General features: G+C 71.4%; 25 protein-coding genes and 1 pseudogene. 18 read left to right on the top strand and 8 right to left on the bottom strand.

The window, feature by feature from the left end:
- Positions 1-35 precede the first annotated feature (35 nt).
- Complete coding sequence (locus AC54T1_RS11055; RefSeq protein ID WP_496911954.1) at positions 36-965, bottom strand: HhH-GPD family protein; 930 nt, start codon at positions 963-965, stop codon at positions 36-38.
- Positions 966-1,030: 65 nt separating this feature from the next.
- Between AC54T1_RS11055 and AC54T1_RS11050 the strand changes: the two genes are divergently transcribed.
- Both AC54T1_RS11050 and AC54T1_RS11045 read left to right on the top strand, forming a co-directional pair.
- Entirely contained in the window at positions 1,031-3,061 is a 2,031-nt protein-coding gene (locus tag AC54T1_RS11050; RefSeq protein WP_496911953.1) for a GGDEF domain-containing protein, read from the top strand.
- A gap of 189 nt (positions 3,062-3,250) precedes the next feature.
- Positions 3,251-3,844: a hypothetical protein gene (locus AC54T1_RS11045; protein ID WP_496911952.1), complete on the top strand. Its 594-nt coding sequence runs from the start codon at positions 3,251-3,253 to the stop codon at positions 3,842-3,844.
- Between the two features lie 134 nt (positions 3,845-3,978).
- On the opposite strand, the gene disA is transcribed toward AC54T1_RS11045, so the two are convergent.
- Both disA and radA read right to left on the bottom strand, forming a co-directional pair.
- Positions 3,979-5,064 carry a DNA integrity scanning diadenylate cyclase DisA gene (gene disA / locus AC54T1_RS11040; RefSeq protein WP_484345569.1) on the bottom strand — a complete coding sequence of 362 codons (1,086 nt, stop codon included), beginning with the start codon at positions 5,062-5,064 and terminating at the stop codon, positions 3,979-3,981.
- Between the two features lie 10 nt (positions 5,065-5,074).
- Complete coding sequence (gene radA / locus AC54T1_RS11035) at positions 5,075-6,496, bottom strand: DNA repair protein RadA (RefSeq protein WP_496911951.1); 1,422 nt, start codon at positions 6,494-6,496, stop codon at positions 5,075-5,077.
- Between the two features lie 121 nt (positions 6,497-6,617).
- Between radA and AC54T1_RS11030 the strand changes: the two genes are divergently transcribed.
- The 9 genes from AC54T1_RS11030 (at position 6,618) to AC54T1_RS10990 (ending at position 17,695) form a co-directional block, all read left to right on the top strand.
- Complete coding sequence (locus tag AC54T1_RS11030; RefSeq protein WP_496911950.1) at positions 6,618-7,430, top strand: hypothetical protein; 813 nt, start codon at positions 6,618-6,620, stop codon at positions 7,428-7,430.
- The gene (locus tag AC54T1_RS11025; RefSeq protein WP_496911949.1) at positions 7,430-8,443 is read left to right on the top strand and encodes a LacI family DNA-binding transcriptional regulator; all 1,014 of its coding nucleotides are present in this window, start codon (positions 7,430-7,432) and stop codon (positions 8,441-8,443) included. Before AC54T1_RS11030 ends, AC54T1_RS11025 begins: the two co-directional genes overlap by 1 nt.
- A gap of 198 nt (positions 8,444-8,641) precedes the next feature.
- Positions 8,642-10,345, top strand: a complete 1,704-nt coding sequence (gene araB / locus AC54T1_RS11020; protein ID WP_496911948.1) for a ribulokinase — start codon at positions 8,642-8,644, stop codon at positions 10,343-10,345.
- Positions 10,342-11,043, top strand: a complete 702-nt coding sequence (locus AC54T1_RS11015) for an L-ribulose-5-phosphate 4-epimerase (protein WP_484345574.1) — start codon at positions 10,342-10,344, stop codon at positions 11,041-11,043. The genes araB and AC54T1_RS11015 overlap by 4 nt, the downstream gene beginning before the upstream one ends.
- Before the next feature lie 23 nt (positions 11,044-11,066).
- Complete coding sequence (gene araA / locus AC54T1_RS11010; protein ID WP_496911947.1) at positions 11,067-12,575, top strand: L-arabinose isomerase; 1,509 nt, start codon at positions 11,067-11,069, stop codon at positions 12,573-12,575.
- Positions 12,576-12,834: 259 nt separating this feature from the next.
- On the top strand, positions 12,835-13,812 hold the full coding sequence (locus tag AC54T1_RS11005) for an ABC transporter substrate-binding protein (protein ID WP_484345576.1): 978 nt from the start codon (positions 12,835-12,837) through the stop codon (positions 13,810-13,812).
- A 147-nt stretch (positions 13,813-13,959) separates the two neighbouring features.
- Positions 13,960-15,525 (top strand): sugar ABC transporter ATP-binding protein, encoded by a 1,566-nt coding sequence (locus tag AC54T1_RS11000; RefSeq protein WP_484345577.1) that lies wholly within the window; start codon positions 13,960-13,962, stop codon positions 15,523-15,525.
- A complete protein-coding gene (locus tag AC54T1_RS10995; RefSeq protein ID WP_496911946.1) occupies positions 15,522-16,634 on the top strand; it encodes an ABC transporter permease in 1,113 nt (370 codons plus the stop codon). Before AC54T1_RS11000 ends, AC54T1_RS10995 begins: the two co-directional genes overlap by 4 nt.
- Positions 16,631-17,695 carry an ABC transporter permease subunit gene (locus AC54T1_RS10990; RefSeq protein ID WP_484345579.1) on the top strand — a complete coding sequence of 355 codons (1,065 nt, stop codon included), beginning with the start codon at positions 16,631-16,633 and terminating at the stop codon, positions 17,693-17,695. Before AC54T1_RS10995 ends, AC54T1_RS10990 begins: the two co-directional genes overlap by 4 nt.
- 70 nt (positions 17,696-17,765) lie before the next feature.
- On the opposite strand, the gene AC54T1_RS10985 is transcribed toward AC54T1_RS10990, so the two are convergent.
- Both AC54T1_RS10985 and AC54T1_RS10980 read right to left on the bottom strand, forming a co-directional pair.
- On the bottom strand, positions 17,766-18,467 hold the full coding sequence (locus AC54T1_RS10985) for a potassium channel family protein (RefSeq protein ID WP_484345748.1): 702 nt from the start codon (positions 18,465-18,467) through the stop codon (positions 17,766-17,768).
- A 37-nt stretch (positions 18,468-18,504) separates the two neighbouring features.
- Positions 18,505-19,881, bottom strand: a complete 1,377-nt coding sequence (locus tag AC54T1_RS10980) for a TrkH family potassium uptake protein (RefSeq protein ID WP_484345749.1) — start codon at positions 19,879-19,881, stop codon at positions 18,505-18,507.
- Between the two features lie 44 nt (positions 19,882-19,925).
- Here AC54T1_RS10980 and AC54T1_RS10975 point away from each other — a divergent pair, with 44 nt between their 5' ends.
- The 5 genes and pseudogenes from AC54T1_RS10975 (at position 19,926) to AC54T1_RS10955 (ending at position 23,032) form a co-directional block, all read left to right on the top strand.
- Entirely contained in the window at positions 19,926-20,243 is a 318-nt protein-coding gene (locus AC54T1_RS10975) for a LacI family DNA-binding transcriptional regulator (RefSeq protein ID WP_496911945.1), read from the top strand.
- Positions 20,150-21,337: an acetoin utilization protein AcuC gene (locus tag AC54T1_RS10970; protein WP_496911944.1), complete on the top strand. Its 1,188-nt coding sequence runs from the start codon at positions 20,150-20,152 to the stop codon at positions 21,335-21,337. Before AC54T1_RS10975 ends, AC54T1_RS10970 begins: the two co-directional genes overlap by 94 nt.
- A 175-nt stretch (positions 21,338-21,512) precedes the next feature.
- On the top strand, positions 21,513-21,611 hold the full coding sequence (locus tag AC54T1_RS10965) for a 30S ribosomal protein bS22 (protein WP_003792170.1): 99 nt from the start codon (positions 21,513-21,515) through the stop codon (positions 21,609-21,611).
- Positions 21,612-21,795: 184 nt separating this feature from the next.
- Complete coding sequence (locus tag AC54T1_RS10960; RefSeq protein WP_496911943.1) at positions 21,796-21,972, top strand: hypothetical protein; 177 nt, start codon at positions 21,796-21,798, stop codon at positions 21,970-21,972.
- A 3-nt stretch (positions 21,973-21,975) separates the two neighbouring features.
- Positions 21,976-23,032: pseudogene (locus tag AC54T1_RS10955) on the top strand (beta-L-arabinofuranosidase domain-containing protein).
- Here the strand turns inward: AC54T1_RS10955 and AC54T1_RS10950 are convergent.
- The 3 genes from AC54T1_RS10950 to AC54T1_RS10940 form a co-directional block, all read right to left on the bottom strand.
- A complete protein-coding gene (locus tag AC54T1_RS10950; protein WP_496911942.1) occupies positions 22,974-23,273 on the bottom strand; it encodes a hypothetical protein in 300 nt (99 codons plus the stop codon). The pseudogene AC54T1_RS10955 and the gene AC54T1_RS10950 overlap by 59 nt on opposite strands.
- Entirely contained in the window at positions 23,273-24,679 is a 1,407-nt protein-coding gene (locus AC54T1_RS10945) for a class I SAM-dependent methyltransferase (protein ID WP_496911941.1), read from the bottom strand. The genes AC54T1_RS10950 and AC54T1_RS10945 overlap by 1 nt, the downstream gene beginning before the upstream one ends.
- 252 nt (positions 24,680-24,931) lie before the next feature.
- Positions 24,932-25,765: an HAD family hydrolase gene (locus AC54T1_RS10940; RefSeq protein ID WP_484345750.1), complete on the bottom strand. Its 834-nt coding sequence runs from the start codon at positions 25,763-25,765 to the stop codon at positions 24,932-24,934.
- A 74-nt stretch (positions 25,766-25,839) separates the two neighbouring features.
- Here AC54T1_RS10940 and AC54T1_RS10935 point away from each other — a divergent pair, with 74 nt between their 5' ends.
- Both AC54T1_RS10935 and AC54T1_RS10930 read left to right on the top strand, forming a co-directional pair.
- Positions 25,840-26,091, top strand: coding sequence for a glutaredoxin family protein (locus AC54T1_RS10935; RefSeq protein ID WP_496911940.1), 252 nt, complete (start codon positions 25,840-25,842; stop codon positions 26,089-26,091).
- Between the two features lie 53 nt (positions 26,092-26,144).
- Positions 26,145-26,807, top strand: a complete 663-nt coding sequence (locus tag AC54T1_RS10930) for a redox-sensing transcriptional repressor Rex (protein ID WP_496911939.1) — start codon at positions 26,145-26,147, stop codon at positions 26,805-26,807.
- Positions 26,808-26,842 lie beyond the last annotated feature (35 nt).

The following is a 26,842-nucleotide window of genomic DNA, read 5'->3' as shown; positions in this document are numbered from 1 at the left end:
ACGGCGCACGGGCACGGCGCACGGGCACGGCGCCGTCACTCCGGGAGGTGGTAGGTGTCGCCGGTCTGCTCGACGAGCCCGTCCTCGACGAGCCCGGCGACGCACCGGCGCAGCTGGGCGGCATCGGACCACGCTGCCTCCACCCGCGCCCGCGAGACCGGTCCGTCAGCAGCGCGCAGCACGCTCAGCACCCGACCCCGGGCCTGGCGGTCGGTGCCCACCCAGGCCTGCGTGCGGCGTCGGGCAGCGTGCTCGTCCGGGGGGTAGCCCGCAGCCCGCCACGCGCACCGCGCAGCGACGGGGCAGACGCCGCAGCGCGGAGCGCGGGCCGTGCAGACGACGGCGCCGAGCTCCATCGACGCCGCTGCCCACCGTGCCGCCGCCGCGTCGTCGGCGGGGACGAGCGAGGCCGCGACGCCGGACTCGCGGGCCGTGAGCGACGGCGGCGGCGCTGCGACGCCGTGCACCGTCCGGGCGATGACGCGCCGGACGTTGGTGTCGAGCACGACGGCCCTGCGGCCGAACGCGAACGCGAGCACCGCTCCCGCCGTGTACGGACCGACGCCCGGAAGGCCCAGCAGGCTCTCCAGGTCGTCGGGGACCACCCCGCCATGCTGCTCGACGACGGCGCGGGCGCACTCCTGCAGGCGCAGGGCCCGGCGCGGGTAACCGAGCGAGCCCCACGCGCGCAGGACGTCGGAGGTGCGGGCCGAGGCGAACGCTGCAGGGGTGGGCCACCGGGCCATCCACTCGAGCCACACCGGTGCCACCCGCGCGACAGGAGTCTGCTGGGACATCACCTCGCTCACGAGGACCCCCCAGGGCGTGCGGTCGGTGGCGCGCCACGGCAGGTCGCGCGCCTCGCTCGCGAACCAGTCGGCAAGCTCCGCCTGGAGCCCCGGCACGTCGAGCGACTCACCGGGGTCAGGCACCGGAGACCGGACGGAGATGGAAGAAGACGGCACCGGTCAAGTATCGGACGTCCCGAGGTCCCGGTCCGCGGACCGGGGGAGATGCTTGAATGGCCCCCATGATCGAGGACGAGTCCGCCCCGACCTCCCGGAGCAGCCCCGTCGGCCCACGTGGCAGCGACGCCCCCCGCGCCGCCGGGGCCTCGCGCACAGCAGTGTTCGCCGTCATGTATCTCCTGGCGCTCGTCATCGGGCGGCAGACGGCGGTCGACGGCCTCAACCTCAGCCTCGTCTATCCCGCTGCGGGCGTGGCGGTCGTCTGGTTCGCCGCGGCGCGTCCCCGGGCCTGGGCGGTCGTGGACCACGTGCTCCTTCTGACCCTCACCGTGCTCGTCACGATGCTCAGCGGTGCGGACGCCGGGCTGGCATCCTCCCTCGCCCTGTCCATCGTCGTGCAGGTCGGCGTCTTCCGCGTCTGCGCGCGTGCCGCCGCGCCGGGGACAGGCATCCGCCTGGTCCGCCGTCACGAGGCGTTCTGGCTGATGTCGGCGGCGGTCGTGAGCAGCGTCGCGGCGGCCGCGGTGGGGCTGGGTGCCGTCGCGGTCCTCGGGGGCCAGGTCACGTGGCTCACCGTGGGGATGTTCGTCATGCGGAACACCGTGAGCGTCCTGCTCATCGCCAGCGTCGGGTTCCAGCTCTCCCGGTCCCTCGGGGGACCGGGAGGTGGCGGCGAGGAACAGGCACGGGTGAAGGTGTGGCCCACGGGCTGGTCGGCGCTCGAGCTCGCGCTCGCCGTCGTCGCGTCGGCGCTCGCGTACACCCTGGCGTTCACGACGCTCGCGGACGTCCCCGTGGCGTTCGGGCTCATTCCGGTGACCGTGTGGGTGGCTCTGCGGTTCACCACGACGATCGCGACCCTGCACACCCTCGTCGTCGGGGTCGCTGCGTGCATCTTCACGCTGGAGGGCTGGGGGCCGTTCGCTCAGGTGGAGGACGGCATCGCCAGGGCGCTGCTCGTCCAGGCGTTCGTCGGCGTGACGACCGTCGTGGGACTGACGATCTCGCTCAACCGGGACGAGCGGGACCGTCTCCTCTCCCAGGTTCGCCGCCAGGCGGATGACGCGGCGGTCGACGCCGTCCGGCTCGAGCGCCTCGCCAGGGCGTCGTCCGCCGTCGCGACCGCGGACGACGCCCGGCAGGCGGTGTGCGCTGCCGTGCTCGACATCACCGACGCCGACGGCGCGTACCTCATGGAGCTGGACGGCCTCGGCAACGTCGTCTCGACCGCTGTGGTCGGGGTGGAGATGCCCGCGCTGCGGATCCCGTTGTCGGAACCGTCCCGCACCGCCGAGGTGCTGCGCACCGGCCGGTGGGTCCTCGTGCCGGACCTCAGCGAGGACGAGAAGGTCTCGGCACAGGTCCGTGCGGCGCTCGGCACCAACGCGGCGGCGTGCTTCCCGGTGCTGTCGCGCGGTGGCGCCCCGGCCGTCGGCGTCCTGTGCATGACGTGGCACCACCGGGTCGACGCGATCGCGCCCCACGTGCTCCACATGATCGAGACGCTCGCGGGGGAGGCTGCGCACGCGATCGAGCGCGGCGCGCTGCTCGCCCGGCTCGAGGACGCGGCCGGACGTGACGCACTCACCGGGCTCGTGAACCGCCGTGGGTGGGACGCCGCGGTCGAGAAGGCGATGGCCGACGCGCGCCGCACCCGGACGCCGCTCGCGTTCGCGCTCATCGATCTCGACCACTTCAAGACGTACAACGACACCTACGGGCACGCGGCCGGGGACGGCCTGCTCCGGGAGTTCTCCGGGCGCGCCGCCACGCTCGTGCGTGAGGTGGACGTCGTCGCGCGCTGGGGTGGCGAGGAGTTCGCCGTGGTCCTGCCGGACTGCACGCTCACCGAGGGGGTGGACGTGCTCGAGCGCCTGCGGGACGCGGTGCCCGGGGGGCAGACGTGCACCGTCGGGATCGCCGCCTGGGAGCCCGGGGTGACGGCAGGCGAGGTGATGCAGCGCGCGGACGCCGCGCTCTACGCGGGCAAGGAGCGGGGCAGGGACCGGGTCGTCGTGCACGACGCGAGCGTCGCGGGCATGGCCTCTGCGACCACAGGGCGCTCGGCAGGTGGCACGCTCCCGGGGAGGTGACGGCTCCTCGCCCTCGTCGTGGAGCACAATGAGCGGATGGACAACGACGCGGCTGGCAGGGGCGGGGCGGGGCGGCCCGGTGCACGACCGACCGGTTCCCGCCCGCCGGGGTCACGGGGTCCTGCCCCGCGCCCCCGGGCGGGTCAACCGCCCGCCTCGGCTGCTGCGGCCCCCCGGGTGCGGCGACCCATGGGTGGGCCGCCGCGCCCGGGAGGGCCGTCCGGGCCCGGCCCCGGCACCTTCCTGCGGCGCCGCGTGCTCGTCGCGGTGCTGGCACTCGCTGTCCTCGGTGCGCTCGTCGCCGGGACGGTCGCCCTCGTGGGCTGGGCAACGCGGTCGCTGGCGAGCGACGAGCCGGCGGCGCCCGAGGCCAGCCCCACCGCCGCGGCGCCCGTGACGGACTGTGCCGCCGCTGAGCTCCAGCTCGCCCTGACGCTGCCGGGCGCGACGGTTGCCGTCGGTGACTCCGTGGGGTTCGAGGTGAGCCTTTCGCACAGCGGCCCGGTGGCCTGCACCGTCGACGCCGGCCGCACGGCGCGCGAGCTCGTCATCACCTCCGGCACGGACCGGATCTGGTCGAGCGCAGACTGTGACACGGCGGGCTCGCGGATGCTGCTCCTCGCGCCGGGCGACCGGGACACCGAGACGGTCGAGTGGGCGACCCAGCGGTCGGCGCCCGAGTGCGCAGGTGACCTACCCGGCATCGGCGCGGGCACCTACCAGGCCGTCGTGACCACCCAGGGTGTCTCGTCCTCCGCGGTGACGTTCACCGTCGAGAGCTGAGCGGCTCGCACGAGGGCGCTCAGTCGTCACGCCCAGTCGTCACGCCCAGCGCTCACGCTCGGACGTAACGCTCACGCTCAGACGTCACGCTCGAGCTCAGACGTAGCGTTCGAGCTCAGACGTAGCGTTCGAGCTCAGACGTAACGCTCGAGGATGCTCGACTCCGCGAGGCGGGAGAGACCTTCGCGGACGGCCCGTGCGCGCTGCTCGCCCACGCCGTCGACCATCATGAGCTCCTCGACGGTGGCCGCGAGGAGCTTCTGGAGCCCTCCGAAGTGGCTGACGAGCCGGGTGACGACCGGGGCCGGCAGGCGCGGCACCTTCGACAGGAGGCGGTAACCGTGCGGGGCGACCGCGGCGTCGAGCGCCTCCCCGCCGCCGGGCAGGCCGAGCGTCCGGCCGATGAGGCTGAGGTCGAGGAGCTCGGTGGAGTCGAGCTCCGAGAGGCTCGCGAGCACGTCCTCGACCGAGTGGTCCTTACGGCCGACCTCGACGTAGTCGCGGATGACGAACTCGCGGTCCGAGCCCAGCCCGCCGATGAGCTCGTCGAGCTGCAGGGCGAGCAGGCGCCCGTCCGTCCCCAGCTCGACGACGTAGCCGGCGATCTCCTCCGAGATCCGGCCGACCATCTCGAGACGCTGCACCACCGCGCAGACGTCGCGCACGGTGACGAGGTCCTCGATCTCCAGCGCGGACAGGGTGCCGCTCACCTCGTCGAGGCGGGCCTTGTAGCGCTCGAGGGTCGCGAGCGCCTGGTTGGCGCGGGACAGGATGGTGTCGGAGTCCTCGAGCACGTAGCGCGAGCCGCTGACGTAGAGGGCGACGATCCGCATCGACTGGCTCACGGAGATCACGGGGAAGCCGGTCTGCTTCGCGACGCGCTCGGCGGTGCGGTGCCGGGTACCCGACTCGGTGGTCTCGATCGTCGGGTCGGGCAGCAGCTGGACGGCTGCTCGCAGGATCCGGCTTGCCTCGCGGTCGAGGACGATCGCCCCGTCCATCTTGGCGAGCTCCCGGAGGCGGGTCGCGGCGAACTCGACGTCGAGGACGAAGCCACCGGAGCTGATGGTCTCGACGGTGTCGTCGAAGCCGAGCACGATGAGGGCGCCGGTGCGCCCACGCAGGATCCGTTCGAGCCCGTCGCGCAGCTCGGTGCCGGGTGCGACGGCTGCGAGGGTCTCGCGGAGGAGTTCGTCGATGTGCGCGGGGGAGTTGGCCACGGGACGAATCCTACGCGCCGACGGCCGCGGCGGAGCGGGCGACCGTCTGGGTGAGTCGGACGGCCTCGGCGAGGTTGGCGGACGGCAGGAGGGTCATGCCCGCAGGGGCGGGACCCGCTGTTCCTGCCGGGACGACCGCTCGGGTGAATCCGAGCCGTGCCGCCTCGCTCAGGCGCCGGGAGATGCCCGTCACCGCGCGCAGCTCCCCGGCGAGCCCGACCTCACCGATGGCGATGGTGCCCACCGGCACGGGCCTGTTCTCGAGAGCGCTCAGCGTGGCGAGGGCGATGGCGAGGTCGGCGGCGGGCTCGGACACCCGGGCGCCGCCGATCGTCGAGACGTAGACGTCCGCGTCGGACAGCTTGGCCCCGAGGTGGCGGTGCACCACGGCGAGGATCATCGCGAGCCGGCTCGAGTCGATACCGCTCGTCGTCCGGCGGGGGTTGGCCAGCGGGCTCGGGACGACGAGCGACTGGATCTCCAACGCCAGCGGGCGGCGTCCCTCGAGCGTGACGGTGACGCACGTGCCCGGCACGGCGAGGTTGATGTGGGACAGGAACAGGCCGCTCGGGTCTGCCAGGCCGCGGATGCCGTCCTCGGTGAGCTCGAAGCACCCCACCTCGTCCGTCGGGCCGTACCGGTTCTTCACGGCGCGCACCATCCGCAGGCGCGAGTGGCGGTCGCCCTCGAACTGGCACACGACGTCGACGAGGTGCTCGAGGGTGCGGGGGCCGGCGACCGAACCGTCCTTGGTGACGTGCCCGACGAGGATCACCGGCATGTTGCGGTCCTTCGCGACCGCGATGAGCGCGGCGGCGACCTCGCGGACCTGGCTCACGCCCCCGGGTGAGCCGTCGACCTGTGCGGACGCGACGGTCTGGACCGAGTCGACGATGAGCAGGTCCGGCTCGGCGGCCTCCACCTGTCCGAGAACGAGGCCGAGGTCCGTCTCTGCAGCGAGGAGCAGCCCGGGTGCGAGGGCGTCGATGCGCTCCGCGCGCAACCTCACCTGACCGGCCGACTCCTCCCCGGTGATGTAGAGGACCCGGCGCCCACCGCGCGCGGCCGTGCTCGCGACGTCGAGCAGGAGCGTCGACTTGCCCACGCCGGGCTCGCCGGCGAGCAGGACGACGGCGCCGGGCACGAGGCCGCCACCGAGGACCCGGTCGAACTCGCTGATCCCCGTCGGCGTGGCCTTCGCCGTGTCGACGTCGATCTCGCCGATCGGCCGCGCGAGGTTCCGCGTCGGGGCGCTGGCCACCGTCCGGGGGCCGGTCGCCGCAGCGCCGACCTCGGAGACCGAGCCCCACTCCTGGCACTCGCCGCACCGTCCCGCCCACTTCGACGTCGTCCACCCGCACTCGGAGCAGCGGTAGCCGGGCTTGCTGGTCCGCGCGGTCGCGCGCGACGCGGTGGTGCTCGAGGAGGCCATGAGCGGGACGGTACCGGGGACCACCGACACGGACCCGCGGGCGGTCCCGCTTCCCGACGGACGCCACCCGTAGGCTGGGCGCGACCGTGCGGGGCCCACCGCCGGGTGGACGAGGAGAACGATGAGCGAGCACGACGACCGGCCAGCACGTCCGGCGCGGCCCTGGTCCGAGCGGGAGCAGCCGGGGGGCGGGGCCGCAGGGCCCGGCGCGCCGGGCGCGGGCGCGGTCACGGCGCCGCGACCGGAGATCTCGCGGCTGCGCGGTGCCACCGATCCGACGGTGGCTGCTGCGGCGGCGCTCGACCGGGCCCCTGCGACCGCCGGGGCGGAGTCCGACGACGACGTCGCGACCCGTCGTCGTGCGCTGCCCGGCCCCGTATGGGTGTGGTGGGTGCTCGGGGTGGCCGTGCTCGCGGCCGTCGGTGCCGGGGTGTACCTCGCGCTGTCCGGCGGCGAGGAACCCGAGCCCGCGCCCACCGTCACGGTCGAGGCCCCGCCGCCCGTCCCCGACGTCGAGCCTGTCGAGCGGGGCGAGGGGTCCGCGCTGTTCCTCGCCCTGCCGGCGTCGGTGCGGCAGTACTCCCTCCGGTCGATCGTCCCGTCCGAGACGCATGCGGCGAGCGGCGCGCTCGAGGGGTACGACCTCACGTACACGGGGAAGCTCGACGGCGTGGAGGCGTCCTTCGCGGTGACGGTCGCGCAGTGGGCCACGCCGGAGGAGGCGGCGGCCGCCGCCGCCGGGCTCGCTGCTCAGGTCGGTGAGGCGACGGACTCGGGCGAGGTCATGGTCGGGGACGTCGTCACCGGCAGCTACGTCATCGCCGGCTCGGAGGGGGAGATCGGCTCGGCGGTGTGGACGAACGGCAGCGTGCTCGTCCAGGTCGCCGGGCCCGGGCAGGACGTCGAGAACGTCTACCGCGCATACGGCTTCTGATGGCAGCTGCCGGGCGTCCCCCCGGGATGAACGACGTCGCGCGCGCGGCCGGGGTCTCGCACCAGACGGTCTCACGGGTGCTCAACGACCACCCCAACGTGCGACCGGAGACACGTGACCGGGTCCTGACGGCGATCGCCGACCTCGGGTACCGGCGGAACATGTCCGCGCGGGCTCTCGTGACGCGCCGCTCGGGCACGATCGGGGTCGTCACCACGGGGTCCTACCTCTTCGGCCCGTCGAGGACCCTCGTCGCGATCGAGGAGGCGGCCCGGGAGGCGGGCTACTTCCTCACCGTCGCGACGCTGAGGGTCCTGGACGCGCCCTCGATGAACGACGCCCTCGAGCACTTCATGGGCCAGGCGGTCGAGGGCATCGTCGTCATCGCACCGCACGCGGACGTCGTCGACGCTCTGCGGGCGTTCGACGACCGGCTGCCGATGGTCGTCGTCGCGTCGATCCCGGACCCGCCGGAGAGCGTCACCACGGTGTTCGTCGACCAGGAGCTCGGCGCGCGCCTCGTCGTGCGCCACCTCGCCGGGCTCGGGCACCGGGAGGTGGTGCACGTGACAGGTCCGCGGGACTGGCTGGACGCGGCAGCGCGCGTCGCCGGGTGGGAGGCCGAGTCCCGGGACCTCGGGCTCGACCTGCGGGAGCCGGTCGCGGCGGACTGGTCCGCGGACCAGGGGTTCGAGGTGGGGCGGCGGCTCGTGCAGGAGGGTGTGCCGACAGCGGTCTTCGCGGCCAACGACCAGCTCGCGCTGGGGCTGCTGCGAGCGTTCCACGAGGCAGGGCTCCGGGTGCCCGACGACGTGAGCGTCGTCGGCTTCGACGACATCCCCGGCTCCGCCCACTTCATCCCGCCGCTGACGACGGTCCGCCAGGGCTTCCACCGGCTCGGCACCCGCATCATCGAGACGCTCCTGCGCGTCCTCGACGACGGCTCGGCCGCGCCGTCGGTCTCTGCGCCCGCGCTCGTCGTGCGCTCGAGCACCGGCCCGCCCCGGGCGTGAGACGCCGCTGTGGTGGGGCCCGCGACGCGGGTGGTCGGCTGCCTGGTCCGCGCGGGTTCCCCGCGGCGCGGCGCGGCGACGAGGGGTTGACACGGACCGGATTGTGAACGCTAACATCGTGGTTCGACGACGGGGTCCGGGTGACTGTGGCACTGTCGGAGAATCCACGCACCCCCCAGCAGCGATGAGGCTCACCCCATGACCGACCCGCAGCGCGCCGTGACCATCGGCGTCGACTATGGAACTCTCTCCGGACGCGCCGTCGTCGTGCGTGTGCACGACGGCGCCGAGCTCGGCACCGGCGTCTTCGAGTACCCGCACGCCGTCATGGACGACGTGCTGACGGCCGGACCGGCCGCCGACTCCGGCACGCCCGTCCGGCTGGCCCCCGACTGGGCGCTCCAGGTCCCGGCCGACTACGTCGACGTCCTGAAGAACGCCGTCCCCGCCGCCCTCGCCCAGGCCCACGCCGAGCACGGCGTCGACCCCGCGGACGTCATCGGCATCGCCACGGACTTCACGGCCTGCACCATGGTCCCGACGACGACGACGGGCACGCCGCTGTGCGAGCTCGACGGCCTCGGAGACCGCCCGCACGCGTACGTCAAGCTGTGGAAGCACCACGCGGCGCAGGGGCAGGCCGACCGCATCAACGAGCTCGCGCACGCCCGCGGCGAGTCGTGGATCCAGCGCTACGGCGGCCTCATCTCGTCCGAGTGGGAGTTCGCCAAGGGCCTGCAGCTCCTCGAGGAGGACCGGGAGGTCTACGACCGGATCGACCACTGGGTCGAGGCCGCGGACTGGATCGTCTGGCAGCTGTGCGGGCAGTACGTGCGCAACGCGTGCACCGCCGGCTACAAGGGGATCTACCAGGACGGGCAGTACCCGAGCGAGGACTTCCTCGCCGCGCTCAACCCCGACTTCCGCGGGTTCGTCGCCGACAAGGTCGAGCACGAGATCGGCCAGCTCGGTGCGCGCGCCGGCACGCTCACGGCCGAGGCCGCAGCCTGGACGGGGCTGCCCGAGGGCATCGCTGTCGCCGTCGGGAACGTCGACGCCCACGTCTGCGCCCCCGCGGCCGACGCCGTCGCGCCCGGCCAGATGACCGCGATCATGGGCACCTCGACGTGCCACGTCATGAGCGGTGAGGAGCTCCACGAGGTCCCCGGCATGTGCGGCGTCGTCGACGGCGGGATCGTCGAGGGGCTGTGGGGCTACGAGGCCGGGCAGTCCGGCGTCGGTGACATCTTCGGGTGGTTCGTCGACAACGCCGTCCCCGCCGCCTACTCCGAGGCCGCAGCTGCCGCCGGGCAGTCGGTGCACGAGTACCTCACCGACCTCGCGGCGCGCCAGGAGATCGGGGAGCACGGTCTCGTGGCCCTCGACTGGCACTCCGGCAACCGGTCGGTGCTCGTCGACCACGAGCTCTCCGGCGTCGTCGTCGGGCAGACCCTCGCGACGCGGCCCGAGGACACCTACCGCGCGCTGCTCGAGGCCACCGCCTTCGGCACGCGGACCATCGTCGAGGCGTTCAACGCCTCAGGCGTCCCGGTGACCGAGCTCGTCGTCGCCGGTGGTCTGCTGAAGAACCGGTTCCTCATGCAGGTCTACTCGGACGTCACGCGGCTGCCGCTGTCGACCATCGCGTCCGAGCAGGGGCCCGCGCTGGGCTCCGCGATCCACGCGGCCGTCGCCGCGGGCGCCTACCCCGACGTGCGCAGCGCCGCGAAGGCCATGGGCAAGCGGACCGCTGCGGCGTTCGAGCCCGACGAGGAGCGGGCGGCCCGGTACGACGCCCTGTACGAGGAGTACCGCACGCTCCACGACTACTTCGGTCGCGGCGCCAACGACGTCATGCACCGCCTCAAGGCGATCCGCCGCGCAGCCCGGACCGGCGCATGAGCGCCGGTGCACCCGCAGGCCTCGACGGGTACAGCGACGAGGTCCGTGCGGAGGTCGCCGAGGTCCGGGCGCTCGTCGCCCGGCTGCACGCCGAGCTCCCACGCTGGGAGCTCGTCGTCTGGACCGCCGGGAACGTCTCCCAGCGCCTGCGCAGCGCCGACCTCTTCGTCATCAAGCCCTCGGGCGTGACGTACGACGAGCTCACCCCGGAGTCCATGGTCGTGTGCGACCTCGACGGCACGCTCGTCGACGGCACCCGTCAACCGTCCTCGGACACCGCGGCGCACGCCTACGTCTACCGGCACATGCCGCACGTCGGGGGAGTGGTGCACACCCACTCGACGTACGCCACCGCGTGGGCCGCGCGCGCAGAGCCCGTGCCCTGCGTCCTGACGATGATGGCCGACGAGTTCGGCGGAGACATCCCCGTGGGACCGTTCGCGCTCATCGGGGACGACTCCATCGGACGCGGCATCGTCGAGACCCTGTCGACGTCCCGCTCGCCCGCGGTGCTCATGCGCAACCACGGTCCGTTCACCATCGGCCGGGACGCCAAGGCCGCGGTGAAGGCCGCCGTCATGGTCGAGGAGGTGGCGCGGACCGTGCACATCTCACGCCAGCTGGGCGAGCCCACGCGGATCCCGGACGAGAGCATCGACGCCCTCTACGACCGCTACCAGAACGTCTACGGCCAGTGACCCCGGCCAGTGAAGGAACGACGATGAAGAACCCGTTCGACGGCAAGGAGATCTGGTTCCTCACCGGGTCGCAGAACCTCTACGGCGAGGAGACGCTGCGGCAGGTGGCGGAGCAGTCGCAGGTCATCGCCGAGATGATCGACGCGGCGCCCGACGTGCCCGTGCGCGTCGTGTGGAAGCCGGTGCTCAAGGACTCCGACTCCATCAAGGAGCTCGCGCTCGCAGCCAACGCCGACCCCGCGTGCATCGGGCTCGTCGCCTGGATGCACACGTTCTCCCCGGCGAAGATGTGGATCCGCGGGCTCGACGCGCTCGACACCCCGTTGCTGCACCTGCACACGCAGGCCAACGTCGAGCTGCCCTGGGCGGACATCGACATGGACTTCATGAACCTCAACCAGGCCGCCCACGGCGACCGGGAGTTCGGGTACATCCAGACGCGCATGGGCGTGCCGCGCAAGACTGTCGTCGGCCACGTGTCCAACCCTGCCGTGATCGAGCAGATCGCCGTGTGGACGCGCGCCGCAGCGGGCTTCGACGCCATGCGGAACATGCGCCTGGCGCGCTTCGGGGACAACATGCGCAACGTCGCCGTCACCGAGGGGGACAAGACCGAGGCGGAGATCAGCCTCGGGGTGTCTGTCAACACGTGGGGCGTCAACGACCTCGTGGCTGTCGTCGACGCGGTCGCGGAGAGCGAGATCGACGCCCTGGTGGCGGAGTATGTCGAGCTCTACGACGTCGCGGCCGAGCTGCTGCCCGGCGGCGAGCGGCACGAGTCGCTGCGGTACGGCGCGCGCCTCGAGGCAGGCCTGCGCTCGTTCCTCGAGGAGGGCGGCTTCGATGCCTTCACGACGAACTTCGAGGACCTCGGCGGGCTGCGCCAGCTCCCCGGTCTCGCGGTCCAGCGGCTCATGGCCGCGGGCTACGGCTTCGGCGCCGAGGGGGACTGGAAGACCGCCGTGCTCGTGCGGGCCGCGAAGGTCATGGGCTACGGCCTGCCCGGCGGGGCGTCGCTCATGGAGGACTACACGTACGACCTCACGCCCGGCGACGAGGTGATCCTCGGGGCGCACATGCTGGAGATCTGCCCGACGCTCACCACGGCGCGGCCGTCCCTCGAGGTGCACCCGCTGGGGATCGGCGACCGGGAGGACCCCGTCCGTCTGGTGTTCAACACCGACCCCGGCCCGGCCGTCGTCGTCGCGCTGTCGGACATGCGTGAGCGCTTCCGCCTCACGGTCAACGTCGTCGAGGTCGTCGAGCCCGCGCACGCGCTGCCCAACCTGCCGGTCGCGCGTGCGGTGTGGAAGCCGGAGCCCGACTTCGCGACGTCGGCCCAGGCGTGGCTGCTCGCGGGAGCCGCGCACCACACGGTGATGAGCACGGCGCTGGGCCTCGAGGCGTTCCAGGACCTCGCGGACATGGCGCGGACGGAGCTCGTGACGATCGACGCGTCGACCGAGGCGCGGCGGTTCGCGCAGGAGCTGCGGTGGAACCAGGCCTACTACAGGCTCGCGCAGGGCTTCTAGGGCAGGACGCGGAAAGAGGGGGTCGGACACTGTCCGACCCCCTCTTTTGTCGTGCCCCGGGGGGCACGGCGAAGGGATGCGAAACGGGCGAAACTTACCGCAACAACGAACTCCGACTTTCGTTACGCAACAGTGATCTACCGCCAAGCGCCCATATCGGATGTGAACGCTAACATCGCTGTAGCGCGAGACCGCCGACGATCCCGCCCTCACCGTCTGACGCCGACCGACGACGCCAGGCACATCTCAAGGAGGAGATATGGCCCGCAAGGCTTTCACCCGCGCAGCGATCAGCACCCTCGCCGCGCTCTCGATCCTCACCCTCTCCGCCTGCAGCTCGGACAGCGACGGGGGAGGCGGGTCCGAGGGCTCGGACGGCGACCTCGTCAAGGTGGGCTTCTCCCAGCTCGGGGCGGAGAGCGGCTGGCGCACGGCGAACACCGAGTCGATCAAGGAGAACCTCACCGCGGAGAACGGCATCGAGCTGAAGTTCGTCGACGCGCAGCAGAAGCAGGAGAACCAGATCAAGGCGCTGCGCGACTTCATCGACCAGGACGTCGACGTCATCGCCTTCTCCCCCGTCATCGAGACCGGCTGGGACGAGGTCCTCCAGGACATCAAGGACGCCGGGATCCCCGTCGTCCTCGTCGACCGCACGGTCGACACCACCGTCGAGGACCCCTTCGTCACGTGGATCGGCGCCGACTTCACCGCCGAGGGCGTCACGGCCGGCGAGTGGGTCATGGCGAACCACCCGGACGCGAAGATCTTCGAGCTGCAGGGGACGATGGGCTCCGGCGCGCAGACCAACCGTCAGGAAGGCTTCCGGTCCGTCGCGGGCGACAACGTCATCGGTGAGGCGAGCGGGAACTTCACGCGGACCGAGGGCAAGGAGGCCGTCGAGGCCGCCCTCCAGGCGTACCCCGACATGAACCTCATCTTCGCCCACAACGACGACATGGGCCTCGGCGCCATCGAGGCCATCGAGGCCGCCGGCAAGGTCCCCGGCCAGGACATCCAGATCGTCACGGTCGACGGCGTCAAGGACGGCCTGACCGCGCTGCTCGAGGGCAAGTTCAACTACGTCGTCGAGTGCAACCCCGCCTTCGGTGACCAGCTCGCCGAGCTCATCGTCAAGGTGGCCAACGGCGAAGAGGTCGACAAGGAGACCATCGTCGTGGACGAGGCGTTCGACCAGACCATCACGCAAGAGGTCATCGACGGCCGGTCCTTCTGACCCGCTGCCGCACCCTCTCGCACGGACGCTGACCGGGTCCCGCGCCCCGCACGGGGCCCGGTCAGCCTCCGCGACGGGACGGCGCACGCCCCGCGTCGAGACGACGCCCCACCTCGCGGCCCCCGGGCCGCAGCAGAAAGGTCAACGATGTCCTTGACGAAGGCGGCAGCCACGCCAGTCGTGGAGATGTCAGGAATCACCATCACGTTCCCCGGCGTCAAGGCGCTCGACGACGTCGACTTCACGCTCTACCCCGGTGAGGTGCACGCCCTCATGGGGGAGAACGGCGCGGGCAAGTCGACCCTCATCAAGGCACTCACCGGGGTCTACACCGTGGACTCGGGACGCATCGTCGTGAGCGGCGAGCAGGTACGGCTGACCGGCCCGAGCGACGCGCAGGACGCGGGGATCAGCACCGTGTACCAAGAGGTCAACCTCTGCTCCAACCTGTCCGTGGCGGAGAACGTCATGCTCGGCCACGAGCCACGTACCGGTCCGTTCCTCAGCTGGCGCAAGATGCGCAGGGAGGCCGCGGCGTACCTCGAGCGCCTCGGGCTGTCGATCGATCCCGGATCGATGCTCTCCGCGCACTCGATCGCCGTCCAGCAGCTGTGCGCGATCGCACGCTCGACCGTCGTCGACGCGAAGGTGCTCATCCTCGACGAACCCACGTCGAGCCTGCAGAAGGCGGAGGTCGACGAGCTCTTCGACGTCGTGCGCGGCCTTCGCGACGCCGGTGTGGCCGTGCTCTTCGTCTCGCACTTCCTCGACCAGGTCTACGCCATCTCCGACCGCATGACCGTCCTGCGCAACGGGCGCCTCGTCGGGTCCTACCGCACGCAGGACCTGCCCCGGTTCGAGCTCATCTCGAAGATGATCGGCCGGACCGGCGAGGAGCTCGCGGGCCTCGAGGAGGGCGCCGTCGCCCGGGCCCGCACCTCGCACAGCGGCGAGGCTCCCGCGATCGCAGCGATCGGCCTCGGCAAGAACGGCCAGATCGAGCCGTACGACCTCGAGGTCTTCCCCGGCGAGATCGTCGGGCTCGCAGGTCTCCTCGGCTCCGGGCGCACCGAGGCTGCCCGGTTGCTCGCCGGCGCCGACAAGCCGGACACGGGGTCCCTCGAGCTCGGCGGACGCAGGGTGCGCCTGAGCGACCCGCTCGCCGCGCTCACCTCTGGCATCGCCTTCTCCTCCGAGGACCGCAAGAAGGAGGGGATCATCGGGGACCTCACCGTCCGCGAGAACATCGCCCTCGCCGTGCAGACCATGCGAGGCATGTGGCGACCGGTGCCCCGACGCGAGCTCGACGCCATCGTGGAGAAGTACATGACGGCGCTCAACGTCTACCCCGCGAGCCCGAACATGCTCATCAAGAACCTCTCCGGTGGGAACCAGCAGAAGGTGCTGCTCGCCCGCTGGCTCGCCACGTCCCCCCGCATCCTCATCCTCGACGAGCCGACCCGCGGGATCGACGTCGGCGCCAAGGCCGAGATCCAGAAGCTCGTCGCAGAGCTCGCCGACGACGGCATGGCCGTCGTGTTCATCTCCTCGGAGTTCGAGGAGGTCCTGCGCGTCAGCCAACGGATCGAGATCCTCCGTGACCGCGTCCTCGTCGAGCAGATCCGCAACGGCCCGGACGTCACACCCGACACGATCCTCACGAGCATCGCCGCGCCCGTCCTGCCCGCCCCCCTCGAAGGAAGCACACCGTGAGCACCGAGACCGCACGTGGCGGGGGCGGCCCGACCGTCCTCCAGCAGGTCGTCCACCACAGGCTCTTCTGGCCCGTCGCGGCACTCGTCATCCTGCTCATCGCCTGCGGGCTGCGCAGCCCCGGGTTCCTCGACGTCTCCGTGCGGGACGGGCACCTGTTCGGCCAGCTCATCGACATCCTGCGGTTCAGCGCGACGCCGATGCTCCTCGGGCTCGGCATGGCCCTCGTCATCGCGACCGGCGGGATCGACCTCTCCGTCGGGGCGGTCATGGCGATCTCCCTCGCCGTGTCCCTCACGTACCTCGACAGCTCTCCGACGGCGGGAAGCGTCCCGACCGTCCTCGTCGCCGTCGGGATCGCCCTCGGCGTCGCACTCGTGATGGGCGCGTTCAACGGGTTCATGGTCTCGGTCCTGGGGGTGCAGCCCTTCATCGCCACGATGATCCTCATGGTCGCGGGGCGGGGCATCGCGATGCTCATCACCCAGGGCCAGATCACGACGGTCACGAGCGGCCCCTTCAAGTTCCTCGGCTCGGGCTTCGTCCTCGGGCTCCCGACCCCGGTCGTCATCGCAGGTGTCGTGTTCGTCCTCCTCGTGCTGCTCGTGCGCCGCTCGGCGCTCGGCATGCTCCTGGAGAGCGTCGGCATCAACCGCGAGGCGAGCCGGCTCGCCGGTGTCCCCGCGCGCAGCATCACGTGGTTCGTGTACATCGTCGCCGCGTTCCTCGCTGGTCTGGCGGGGATCGTCTACGGCGCTCCGACCATGGCCGCCGACGCGAACAACATCGGTCTCATGAAGGAGATGGACGCGATCATGTGCGTCGTCCTCGGCGGCACGACCCTCGCGGGAGGGAAGTTCTACCTGGGCGGCACCGTCATCGGGGCCCTCATCCTCAGCACGATCGAGCGCGCCGTGGTGATCTTCCACATCCCGTCCCAGATCACCCCTCTGTTCAAGGCCCTCGTCATCATCGCGGTCTGCGTCGCCCAGTCGCCCCGTCTCCGCGAGATGATCCGCTCGGGTGCCTCCCGGCGCCGCGCGCGTCCCGCTCAGGGCGCGGCCCCCGCCCCGACCTCCGTCCCGACCGTCAAGGAGGTCGTGCGATGACGACGACCACTGCACAGCCCGCGCACCGCCCGGCGGGAGCCCACGGTCCGCGCTCCACCGGCGCGGCGGTCCGTGCGGCCGTCTCCCGTGTCATCGAGCCCCGGTACCTGCCCGTCGCCGGGACGCTCCTCACGCTCGTGATCATGCTCGCCGTCGGAGAGTCCCGCTACGGAGGAGAACGCGGGTTCGTCAGCGTCAAGCTGTTCTCCAACCTCCTCGTCGACAACTCCTACCTGCTCGTCCTCGCGGTCGGCATGACGTTCGTCATCCTCACCGGCGGCATCGACCTGTCCGTCGGTGCGGTCGTCGCGCTCGTCGGGCTGGTCGTCGCGACGCTCCTCCCTGCGGGCTTCCCGCTGCCCGTCGTGCTCGTCGTCGGGGTTCTCATCGGGTCCGCGTTCGGCCTCCTCATCGGGACGATGGTGCACGTCTTCGCGATCCAACCGTTCATCGCGTCCCTCGCCGCGATGTTCCTGGCCCGCGGCCTGTGCAACGTCGTGAGCGTCAAGTCGCTCGCCATCAAGGACGAGGGCTTCGCGGCGCTCGCCTCGTGGAGCATCAAGTTCGGCGAGGGGCGCAACATCTCCAAGATCAACCTCAGCATGATCGTGGCGCTCGTCGTCCTGCTCGTCGCCTTCCTCATGCTCCACTACACGCGGTTCGGCCGGACCGTCTACGGGGTGGGCGTCGGCGACGGTGGCAACGCGGTCCAGCTCATGGGGCTCAAGGGTGGCCGGACCGTCGTGTGGGTGTACGTCATCAGCGGCACGTGCGCCGGGATCGCCGGGATCCTCTTCGCCTTCTACACGAAGTCGGGCTTCAACCTCACCGGCATCGGCATGGAGCTCGACGCGATCGCCGCGGTCGTCATCGGGGGGACGATCCTCACGGGCGGCGGTGGCTACGTGCTCGGTACGGGGCTCGGCGTCCTCGTGTACGGGCTCATCCAGGTGCTCATCGCCCGCGAGGGACTCGACTCCTGGTGGACCCGGGTGTTCATCGGGCTCGTGCTGCTCGGGTTCGTCGTCCTCCAGCGGGTCATCACGCTCCGCCGACGGTAGTCGCCTCCCGCGCGGGGCCCCGGCGACCCGCTCCGGGGCCGGGGCACCGCGCGGACGGTCGCCGCGGGTCTCAGGGCCGCGCGGCGAACCGCTCGAGCAGGTCGGAGTGCCCCGAGACGACGAGCAGGTCGTTCGAGGAGATCCGGGTCTCCGGCTCGCCGTAGACGAACTCCTGCCCGGGGGACTTCACCCCGATGATCGTCACGCCGTACCGCTCGCGGACCTTCGTCTGCGCGATGGTGAATCCCTGCGTCTCCTTCGGCGGGCGCATCTTGACGATCGTGAACCCGTCCTCCACCTCGATGTAGTCGAGGAGCTTGCCGGAGACGAGGTGCGCGACGCGGTTGCCGGCGTCGGCCTCGGGGAAGGTCACGTGGTGGGCGCCGATCCGTTGCAGGATGCGGCCGTGCTCGGCCGAGACCGCCTTGGCCCAGATCTGGGGTGTGCCGATGTCGACGAGGTTGCCCGTGATGAGCACGCTCGCCTCGAGCGACGTGCCGACGCCGACGACGGCGACGGAGAAGTCGCGGGCGCCGACCTGCTCGAGGGCGTCGGGGTTGGACGCGTCGGCCTCGACGATCGGCAGCCGGTCGGAGTAGTGGGCCACGAGCGCGGGGGAGCGCTCGATGGCGAGGACGTCCTGGCCGAGCCGGTCGAGCGTGAGCGCGAGGGACGACCCGAACCGGCCGAGCCCGACGACGAGGACCCCGGCGTCCTTGGACCCGCGGTCCTTGCCCGTCTCCGTCCCGGTGCGGCCCTTCGACGCACGCATCTCCGCACGGTCGTTGCCGATGATCGTCGGCGTCCTGTCAACCAATGATGGGCCTTTCCTCAGGCAGTCGGATGACCCGACGGCGGTCGCGCAGCGCGAGGGCTGCGGCAAGTGTCATCGTGCCTGTGCGACCGATGAACATCAAGACGATGAGGACATACTTGCCCGCGGTCGGCATCTCGTGGGTCACCCCGGTGGTCAGTCCGCAGGTCGCGAACGCGGAGATCACCTCGAAGAGCACGACGTCGAGCGTCCAGCCGGTGATCTCGAGCAGCACGAGGGTGGCCAGCAGCACCGCCGTCGCGCCGACGAACGACACCGCGACGGCGAGGCGCAGGGTGTCTCTTGGGATGCGCCTGCCGAAGGCCTCGACGTCCCGGTCCCCGCGGGCCTCGGCGACGATCGCGATCATCATCACGGCGATCGTCGTCACCCGGATGCCACCAGCGGTGGATGCGCTCCCGCCACCGACGAACATGAGGGCGTCGGTGATGAGCCAGCTGGCCTCGCGCATCTCGCCGACGTCGACGGTGGAGAACCCCCCCGAGCGGGGCATGACCCCCATGAACAGACCGGTGAGCAGCTTGTCCGGCCAGCTGAGGGGCCCCAGCGTGCCCCGGTTCGCCCACTCCAGGGCGATGAACAGGATGCTGCCGACGGCGACGAGCAGGACGCTCATGGTGATCGTCAGCTTCGCGTGCAGGCTCCAGCGGCGCACGTCCCGCCGGTGGCGGGCGAGGTTGAGGATCACCGGGAACCCGAGCGACCCGACGAACACCCCGACGATGATCGGCATGAGCAGGAGCCAGTCCCCGGCGAACGGCGTGAGACCCTCCGCCGTCGGGACGAACCCTGCGTTGTTGAAGGCGGACACGGCGTAGAAGATGCCGTGCCACACGGCTTCGCCGGGACTCTCGTGGAGCACGAGGAACCGCGGGACGAGGAATGCGGCGATGGCCACCTCGAGGCTCGTGGACGTGATGATGACGACCCGGACGAGAGACCCGACCTCGCCGAGCCGGGTCGTCTTCGTCTCCGACGCCGTGAGGAGCCGCTGGGTGAGCCCGATGCGCCGGGACACCGCCATGCCGAGCAGAGAGGCGAGCGTCATGACGCCGAGCCCGCCGATCTTGACGGCGACGAGGATCGTCACCTGGCCGAACGTCGACCAGTACGTGCCGGTCGGCACGGTGACCAGGCCCGTCACGCACACGGCGGAGGTCGCGGTGAACAGCGCGTCGACGAACGGGGCCCGTGTCCCGTCGCTCGTCGCCCAGGGCAGCGAGAGCAGCCCGGTGAACACGGCGATCACGGCGGCGAAGACCGTGAGGGCGAGCCGGGCGGGGGACTGCCGTGCGATGCGGTCGACGAGCTCACGCCCGGCCCACAGGCGCCCCGCGACACCGGATGCCATCTGCTGTCTCCCCTGGGCTGCGCGGTCGTTCTTCCTGATGAACTGTGTCATGCGGGCGGGGTCCGTGCGGCGAGCCGCGCCTGCCGGAGGTCTCGCCGGGACACAGTAGTGTCGTACCCGTGACGTCGTCCTCGCATCCTCGGACACCTGTGATCGCCGACGTCGCGCGGACGGCCGGGGTGTCCGTCCCGACGGTCTCGAGGGTCCTCACCGGCCCAGCGCCGCCGCGCGAGCCCTGGCCGACGCTCGCTTCGCGTTACCGTTGCTCATGGCTTTCCGCGTGCACGTCGCCTGGAGCCCGGAGCTCGTCGGTTACGACTTCGGCCCGGGCCACCCGATGGCGCCGTTGCGCCTCGACCTGACGATCAGCCTGGCCCGCAGCCTGGGTCTCCTCGACCACGACGACGTCGAGGTGGTCCGCAGCTCGATCGCGTCCGACGACCTCCTCGCGACCGTCCACGAGCGCGCGTACATCGAGGCGGTCCATGCAGCGTCCGACGAGGGCATCGAGGATCCCGCCCGGGGTCTGGGCACCGAGGACAACCCGATCTTCCCGGCCTTGCACGAGTCTGCGGCGCGGATCGTGGCGGGGACGAACGACGCGGCTCAGGCCGTCTGGCGCGGGGAGGCGACGCACGCCGTGCACGTCGCGGGCGGCATGCACCACGCCATGCCCGGCGCAGCTGCTGGCTTCTGCATCTACAACGACGCCGCCGTCGCCATCCAGGGGCTGCTGGACGCCGGTGCGGAGCGCGTCGCGTACGTCGACATCGACGCGCACCACGGCGACGGGGTCGAGGCCGTGTTCCGGGACGATCCTCGGGTGCTCACCGTGTCGGTGCACCAGAGCGGCGCCACGCTGTTCCCCGGGACCGGGTACCCCACCGACACCGGCGGACCCGGGGCGCCCGGCTCGGCCGTGAACCTGGCGCTGCCCGCGCGCACCGACGGTGCGGGGTGGCTGCGCGCGGTCGACGCCGTCGTCCCCGACGTGATCCGCGCGTTCCACCCACAGGTGATCGTGTCCCAGCACGGGTGCGACGCGCACGGCAAGGACGTGCTCAGTGACCTGGACGTCGGGATCGACGCCCAACGGCAGGCCGCGGAGTGGATCCACGACCTCGCGCACGAGGTCGCGGACGGGCGCTGGGTCGCGCTCGGCGGTGGTGGGTATGCCGTCGTGGACGTCGTCCCGATCGTGTGGAGCCACGTGCTGGCGATCGCGGAGCACCGTCCCGTCAGCCCGCTCGCGCCCGTGCCGGCGCAGTGGCGGGAGTGCGTGGAGGAAGGGCTCGACCACGCGCCACCCGAGTGCATGTCCGACTCGGCGGGCCGGGTGTCCTATACGCGCTGGCACGGGGGGCACGACCCGGAGGCTGCCGTGGACCGGGCGGTACGCGCCACACGGCAGGCCGTGTTCCCGCTCCTCGGCGTGGACGTCAGCACCGACGGCTAGGCGGCGTGAGGTCTGCGCACGACGAGAAAGCAGGTAGTCTTGGGGGCGGACTTTCCCGAGCGCGGGCGTCACGTGGACGAGTTCTGGATGTGACTTCAGGCTGACCGGCCTGCGAGCCAGGTCCGGGTGCACGTGGTGTGCTGTGCAAGTCACCCGATCAACATTGTGAGGACCCATGGGCTCCGTTATCAAGAAGCGACGCAAGCGTATGGCGAAGAAGAAGCACCGCAAGCTTCTTCGCAAGACGCGCCACCAGCGTCGTAACAAGAAGTAGTACCCGCCGGGCCCGGTTTCGACCGGGCCCGTGGCATATCCCCGCCCGGCAACCCGCGGGCGGTGACGCAGCGCCGCGTCACGCCGATGCACCTCGAGCCGGGCGGGTCACACCCGCCCGCACCGACCTTCTCCACGACCGAGCGCTCGCACGCTTCCACGACCGCGCGCTCGCACGCTCCGCCGTGCGGCTCGATCCGGCGGGCCATCTCGGCAGGTGGGAGGAGCTCAACGCGACCGCGACGATCCCGCACGCCCTACGCATGCTCGAGACGTCGGGGACCCTGGCCAACCTGCGCCGCGTGGTGGGACGCGCGGACACGTCCTGCACCGGGTACCAGTTCGCAGACTCCGACGTGTAGAAGATGCTCGAGGCTGTCGCGTGGGAGATCGGGCGGACCGGGACCGACGCGTTCGACGACGTCCTCGACGAGACGATCGCGCTGCTCGCCGAGGTCCAGGACGAGGACGGGTACCTCAACTCCCACGTCCAGGGGAGCTCGCCCGACAGCCCCCGAGAGCGGTTCGGTGACCTGCGGTGGGGCCATGAGCTCTACTGCGCCGGGCATCTGTTCCAGGCCGGCATCGCGCTGAGCCGGGCTGCCGGTCGCGAGGACCTGCTGAGTATCGGGCGAGCGTGGGCGGACCTCCTCGTCCGGCGCGCGCAGGAGCACGGGGCCCCGGACGTCGATGGCCACCCCGAGGCTGAGGCGGCACTCGTTCGGCTGTTCCGGCACACGGGCGAGGAGTCCTACCTCGACCTCGCGGAGCAGAGGATCGATGCACACGGCCGCGGTGTGCTCGGGGCCGACCGGCTCGGGGCGTACGACTTCCAGGACCACGCCCCGGTGCGTGAGGCTCGTGAGGCGACCGGCCACGCCGTGCGCCAGCTCTACCTCGACGCCGGCGTCACCGACCTCTACACCGAACGCGGCGACGCAAGTCTCCTCGGTGCCCTCGAGGACCGCTGGTCCCGCGCGCACCTCGAGAAGATCTACATCACGGGCGCCATGGGCTCGGCACATGAACGAGTCGTTCGGCGACGCCTACGAGCTTCCGCCGGACCGCGCCTACGCGGAGACGTGCGCCTCGATCGCGGACGTGCACCGGAGCTGGCGGCTTCTGCTGCTGCGGCGCGAGTCGCGGTTCGCGGACGCGATCGAGCGGGGGCTGCTCAACTCCGTCCAGGCGTCCCTCTCCGAGGATGGCTGCGCGTTCTGCTACTCCAACCCGCTGCACCCGCGCGAGGGGACGGGCACGCGACGTCCGCGCGGACCGCGCTCACAGCCGTGCCGTACGCGGACTGGCAACCGGGCGCCCGGGGCGATGCGCGTGTGGTTGCCGGTCTCCTCGGCTGGCTGCGTCAGGCTTCGGGTGTGCTCGGGCCCGAGGCCGACAGGCGTGTCATCACGATGTCCGTGAGCTCCGCCACGCGGAGCGAGTCGCTCCGCAGCTCGTCGATGTCACCAGGGAGGCCGTCGAGCGCGTCGAGCCGATTCCTCATCTCGTCCAGGTCCGACTGCACCGACGCGACCCTGGCGAGCAGCTCGTCGACACGGGCGTCGAGCTCTGTCTCCCTGAGATGGCGCGCGTACTCCAGGTTCGCGACCGAGACGGGGGCCGCTCGTCGCGCCAGCCGGCCGATCAGGGTCTTCAGGGGCATCAGTGCTCCTCCTTCTTCTTGACCACTGCCAGTGCATATGGTCGTCCGTGGACCTCGGTCTCCTCGAGGCGTGCGATCCGCATCCCGTACGTCGTCACGCGTCGCTCGAAATCGGTGATCTCGAGGTGCCAGGTAGTGGGATCGTCGAAGCTGTGGCCGGGCGGAAGCTCGGTCGCGAAGCTCGTGTACCAGGCCCCGTGCGCCGTGAGGGAGCGCGCGAGCAGCATGACGTTGTCTCGCGCGTCCCCCGTCAACCCAGTGAGGAGGTCGGAGGTCAGGAGCGTCGTCGGCCCGGGCCGCTCGAGGGCGTACTCCAGCACGCGACGTCGCTCGTTGAGGTTCAGTACGTCGAGCGGAACCTCGTCGCCGAGCCTCCTTCGGGCCACCTCGATCGCGACCTCGGAGAACTCCGCGCCCCGGACGGAGAAGCCCTCGTCCTTGAGGTACAGAAGATCCCTGCCGTCCCCGTGCCCGAGGTCGAGGACCGGACGGTCCCGCGGAGCCTCCTCGGCGACGAGGCGTGCGAGCCGTGAGGGCTCCTCGCCTTCCGCGGCCGGGAAGGCGTGCTGGTCGTTCCAGAAGTCGCGGTGCAGGTTGAACGAGCCGAACCAGCCGGAGAACCGGCGCTCCGTCGCTCGTGGTGTGACGTAGCGGAAGGCGGGGTCCGGGACTGCCCAGTCGGGCCCGTAGTTGGCTTCGAGCCAGGCCGCCGGGTCGGCGGGGGTGGGGAAGACGACGCCCTGCATCTGTATCGAGCCGAGCTGTTCGAAGTCCTCACGGGGGAGCGGAGCGCGTACGTGGAACGGGTGGTGGAGGAGTCCGTCGCGGTGGAAGGCTCCGAACACGTCGACGAAGTGATCAGGGCCGCTCGCGCTCGGGAAGTGCACCTGCAGGTGTGTTGCGCTGTGGCGCACGACGGTGCAGTCGGCTGCCCGGAGCGCGCGCTCGATCTCGTAGCTCTCGATGGCGACGTCCGCCGGGTGCGTGTGCTTGCTCAGATACCCGAGGTCCGCGTCGTCGTCATGCGGCAGGGGACGACCTTCGCGTACCGCGCCGAGCAGTGTGCCGCCCATGATGAAGGGTGTGTGACCAGCATCTCGGAGGAGGGCGATCACCACTTGGGTGTGCTCGAGCAACCGGCCGAGGACAGCGGTCTGCGCATCCTGGAACGCGTGGGCGAGGTGTCCCCACTTGTTGACCACCGCGGGTCGGCCGTAGCCGTCGTCCAGCCGGAGATCTCCGTGAGGGTCGCGGGGGGCCGTGATCTGCCCGGACGCGATCTCGTTGCCCGTCGCCAGGTCGTGGGCAACGAGACGTCCGCTGCCGCGGAGCGCGAGACGGAGTGCTTGTGGGAGCGCGAACGCAAGGGTCCCGTCGTCCTGCTGCACGCTCTCGGAGACCTTCACGGACCAGATCCGGCGCCCGGAGAGGCGGAACTCGACACCGTCGACCCGTGAAGGAGAGCGGAGCAGAAGGTGCTCGCCAGAATCGCCTAGATGCACAGAGCTCCTTTGGTCTTCCGCGCTCGGGGGGCCTTTCCGCCCGAGCGGCCCCCCACTATGCCGCCACTGGCCGCTGCGGTCCAAACGGGCGGTGGCGTGCAGACCCTGAGCGCGACCCGGCCGTGCACCCGGGTCTTTCGGGGGGAGGGCCCGGTCTCAGCGCCCGAACCAGGACCGGACGGTCCGGGCGGCGGCGCGTACGACGAGCCCGCCCGCCCACGCGAGACCTGCCCAGCTCGCGGTCTTCAGGCCGCGCCGGGCGACGCGTCGTCGCCGACCCCGGAACTCGCGCACCGGCCAGCCGACCATCTTGGCGTGCTTGCGCAGCCGGACGTCAGGGTTGATCGGGCAGGGGTTGCCCACGGTGGAGAGCAACGGGACGTCGTTCATCGAGTCTCCGTAGGCCGACGAGGCCGCGAGGTCGAGGCCGGTGCGCTCGGCGAGAGCCTCGACCGCACGTGCCTTGGCCTCGCCGTGCATCATGTCTCCGACGAGCCGTCCGGTGTAGTAGCCGTCCGCATGCTCGGCGACCGTCGCGAGCGCGCCGTTCGCACCGAGCCGGCGCGCGATGAGCTCGCCGATCTCCAGCGGTGTGGCGGTCACGAGCCAGACCTGGTGCCCAGCGCCGATGTGCGCGTCGAGCAGCTTCTGTGTTCCCGGGAAGATGCGCAGCTCGAGGACCTGGTCGTAGACCTCCTCGCCGATCGCGACGACCTCCGCGACGGAGTGCCCGGTCATGAGGTGCAGCGCACGCGAGCGCACCTCGTCGATCTGCTGCTTGCTCTCCCCGAACGCCATGTACCGCGCCTGCTGGAACGCGAAGTTGACGATGTCGCGCTTGCGGAAGAAGCCCCGCTGGTACAGGCCGCGCGCGAGGTGGAACGAGCTCGCACCCCGGATGATCGTGTTGTCGACGTCGAAGAACGCTGCGACCGCTGGTGCGTCGGGTGCGAGCGCCTCGGCGTTGCGCTCCACGGCGACCGCGGCCACCACCTCCCCGGATGCGGGGTCCAGCTCGTCGTTGCGCACGCGACCACTCTAACCAGGGCCCTAGGGTTGGGCTCATGCAGTCCGACGACACGTGCCCGGAACGGGTGCTGGTGTACACGCGTGCAGGGTGCCACCTGTGCGACGACGCGCTCGAGGTCGTCGCGGCCGTCTGCAGCGACGCGGGAGTGAGCTGGCGAGCCGTCGATGTCGACTCCGACGCGCGGCTCGCGGAGACCTACGGCGAGTACGTCCCGGTCGTCATGGTCGACGGTGTACAACAGGGGTTCTGGCGTATCGACGCCCGACGGTTGGCGCGTCTGCTCTGACCGGCCGGGCCACCGGGCCGCACGACGACGTGCGGGCGCACGGGAGGAGGCCCATGACCGATCCGGACGAGGCTGCGCGCGCTCTCCCCGGCGCGACCATCGAACGACTGCCCACGTACCTGCGGGCGCTCGCGGAGCTGACCGCCCGGGGCGTCACGGGGACCTCGTCGGGTGAGCTGGCCGACCTCGCGGGTGTCGGGCCGGCGCAGCTGCGCCGCGACCTCAGCTACCTCGGCTCCCACGGTACGCGCGGGGTGGGGTACGACGTCGAGCGGTTGCACGAGAGGATCCGTGCGGTGCTCGGGACCGCCACGGAGCTGCGCGTCGCGATCGTCGGCGTCGGCAACCTCGGCCATGCGCTCGCGAACTACTCCGGGTTCGGCGCCAGGGGATTCACAGTCTCGGCGCTGTTCGACAGGTCACCGTCGGTGGTCGGTCAGGTCGTGGCGGGAGTGGTCGTCGAGCCCGTCGAGCGACTGACGGAGGTGCTCGTGGGGCGTGGTGTGGAGATCGCGGTCATCGCGACGCCCGGTGACGCTGCGCAGGAGGTCTGCGACGAGGTGGTCGGTGCCGGGGTCCGCGAGATCCTCAGCTTCGCGCCGTGCGCGCTGCAGGTGCCTGCCGGGGTGAAGGTTCGGTCCGTCGACCTCGGGAGCGAGCTGCAGATCCTGGCGTTCCACACGCGCGCTCGTGGCCGTGGCGTCCACGGGAGGTGAGGCCTGTCGCGGGCCGGGCAGGTGGTGCGACCCGG

The sequence above is a fragment of the Sanguibacter sp. Z41_6 genome, from assembly GCF_059621145.1.
This window is presented reverse-complemented; position numbering and strand designations above follow the sequence as displayed.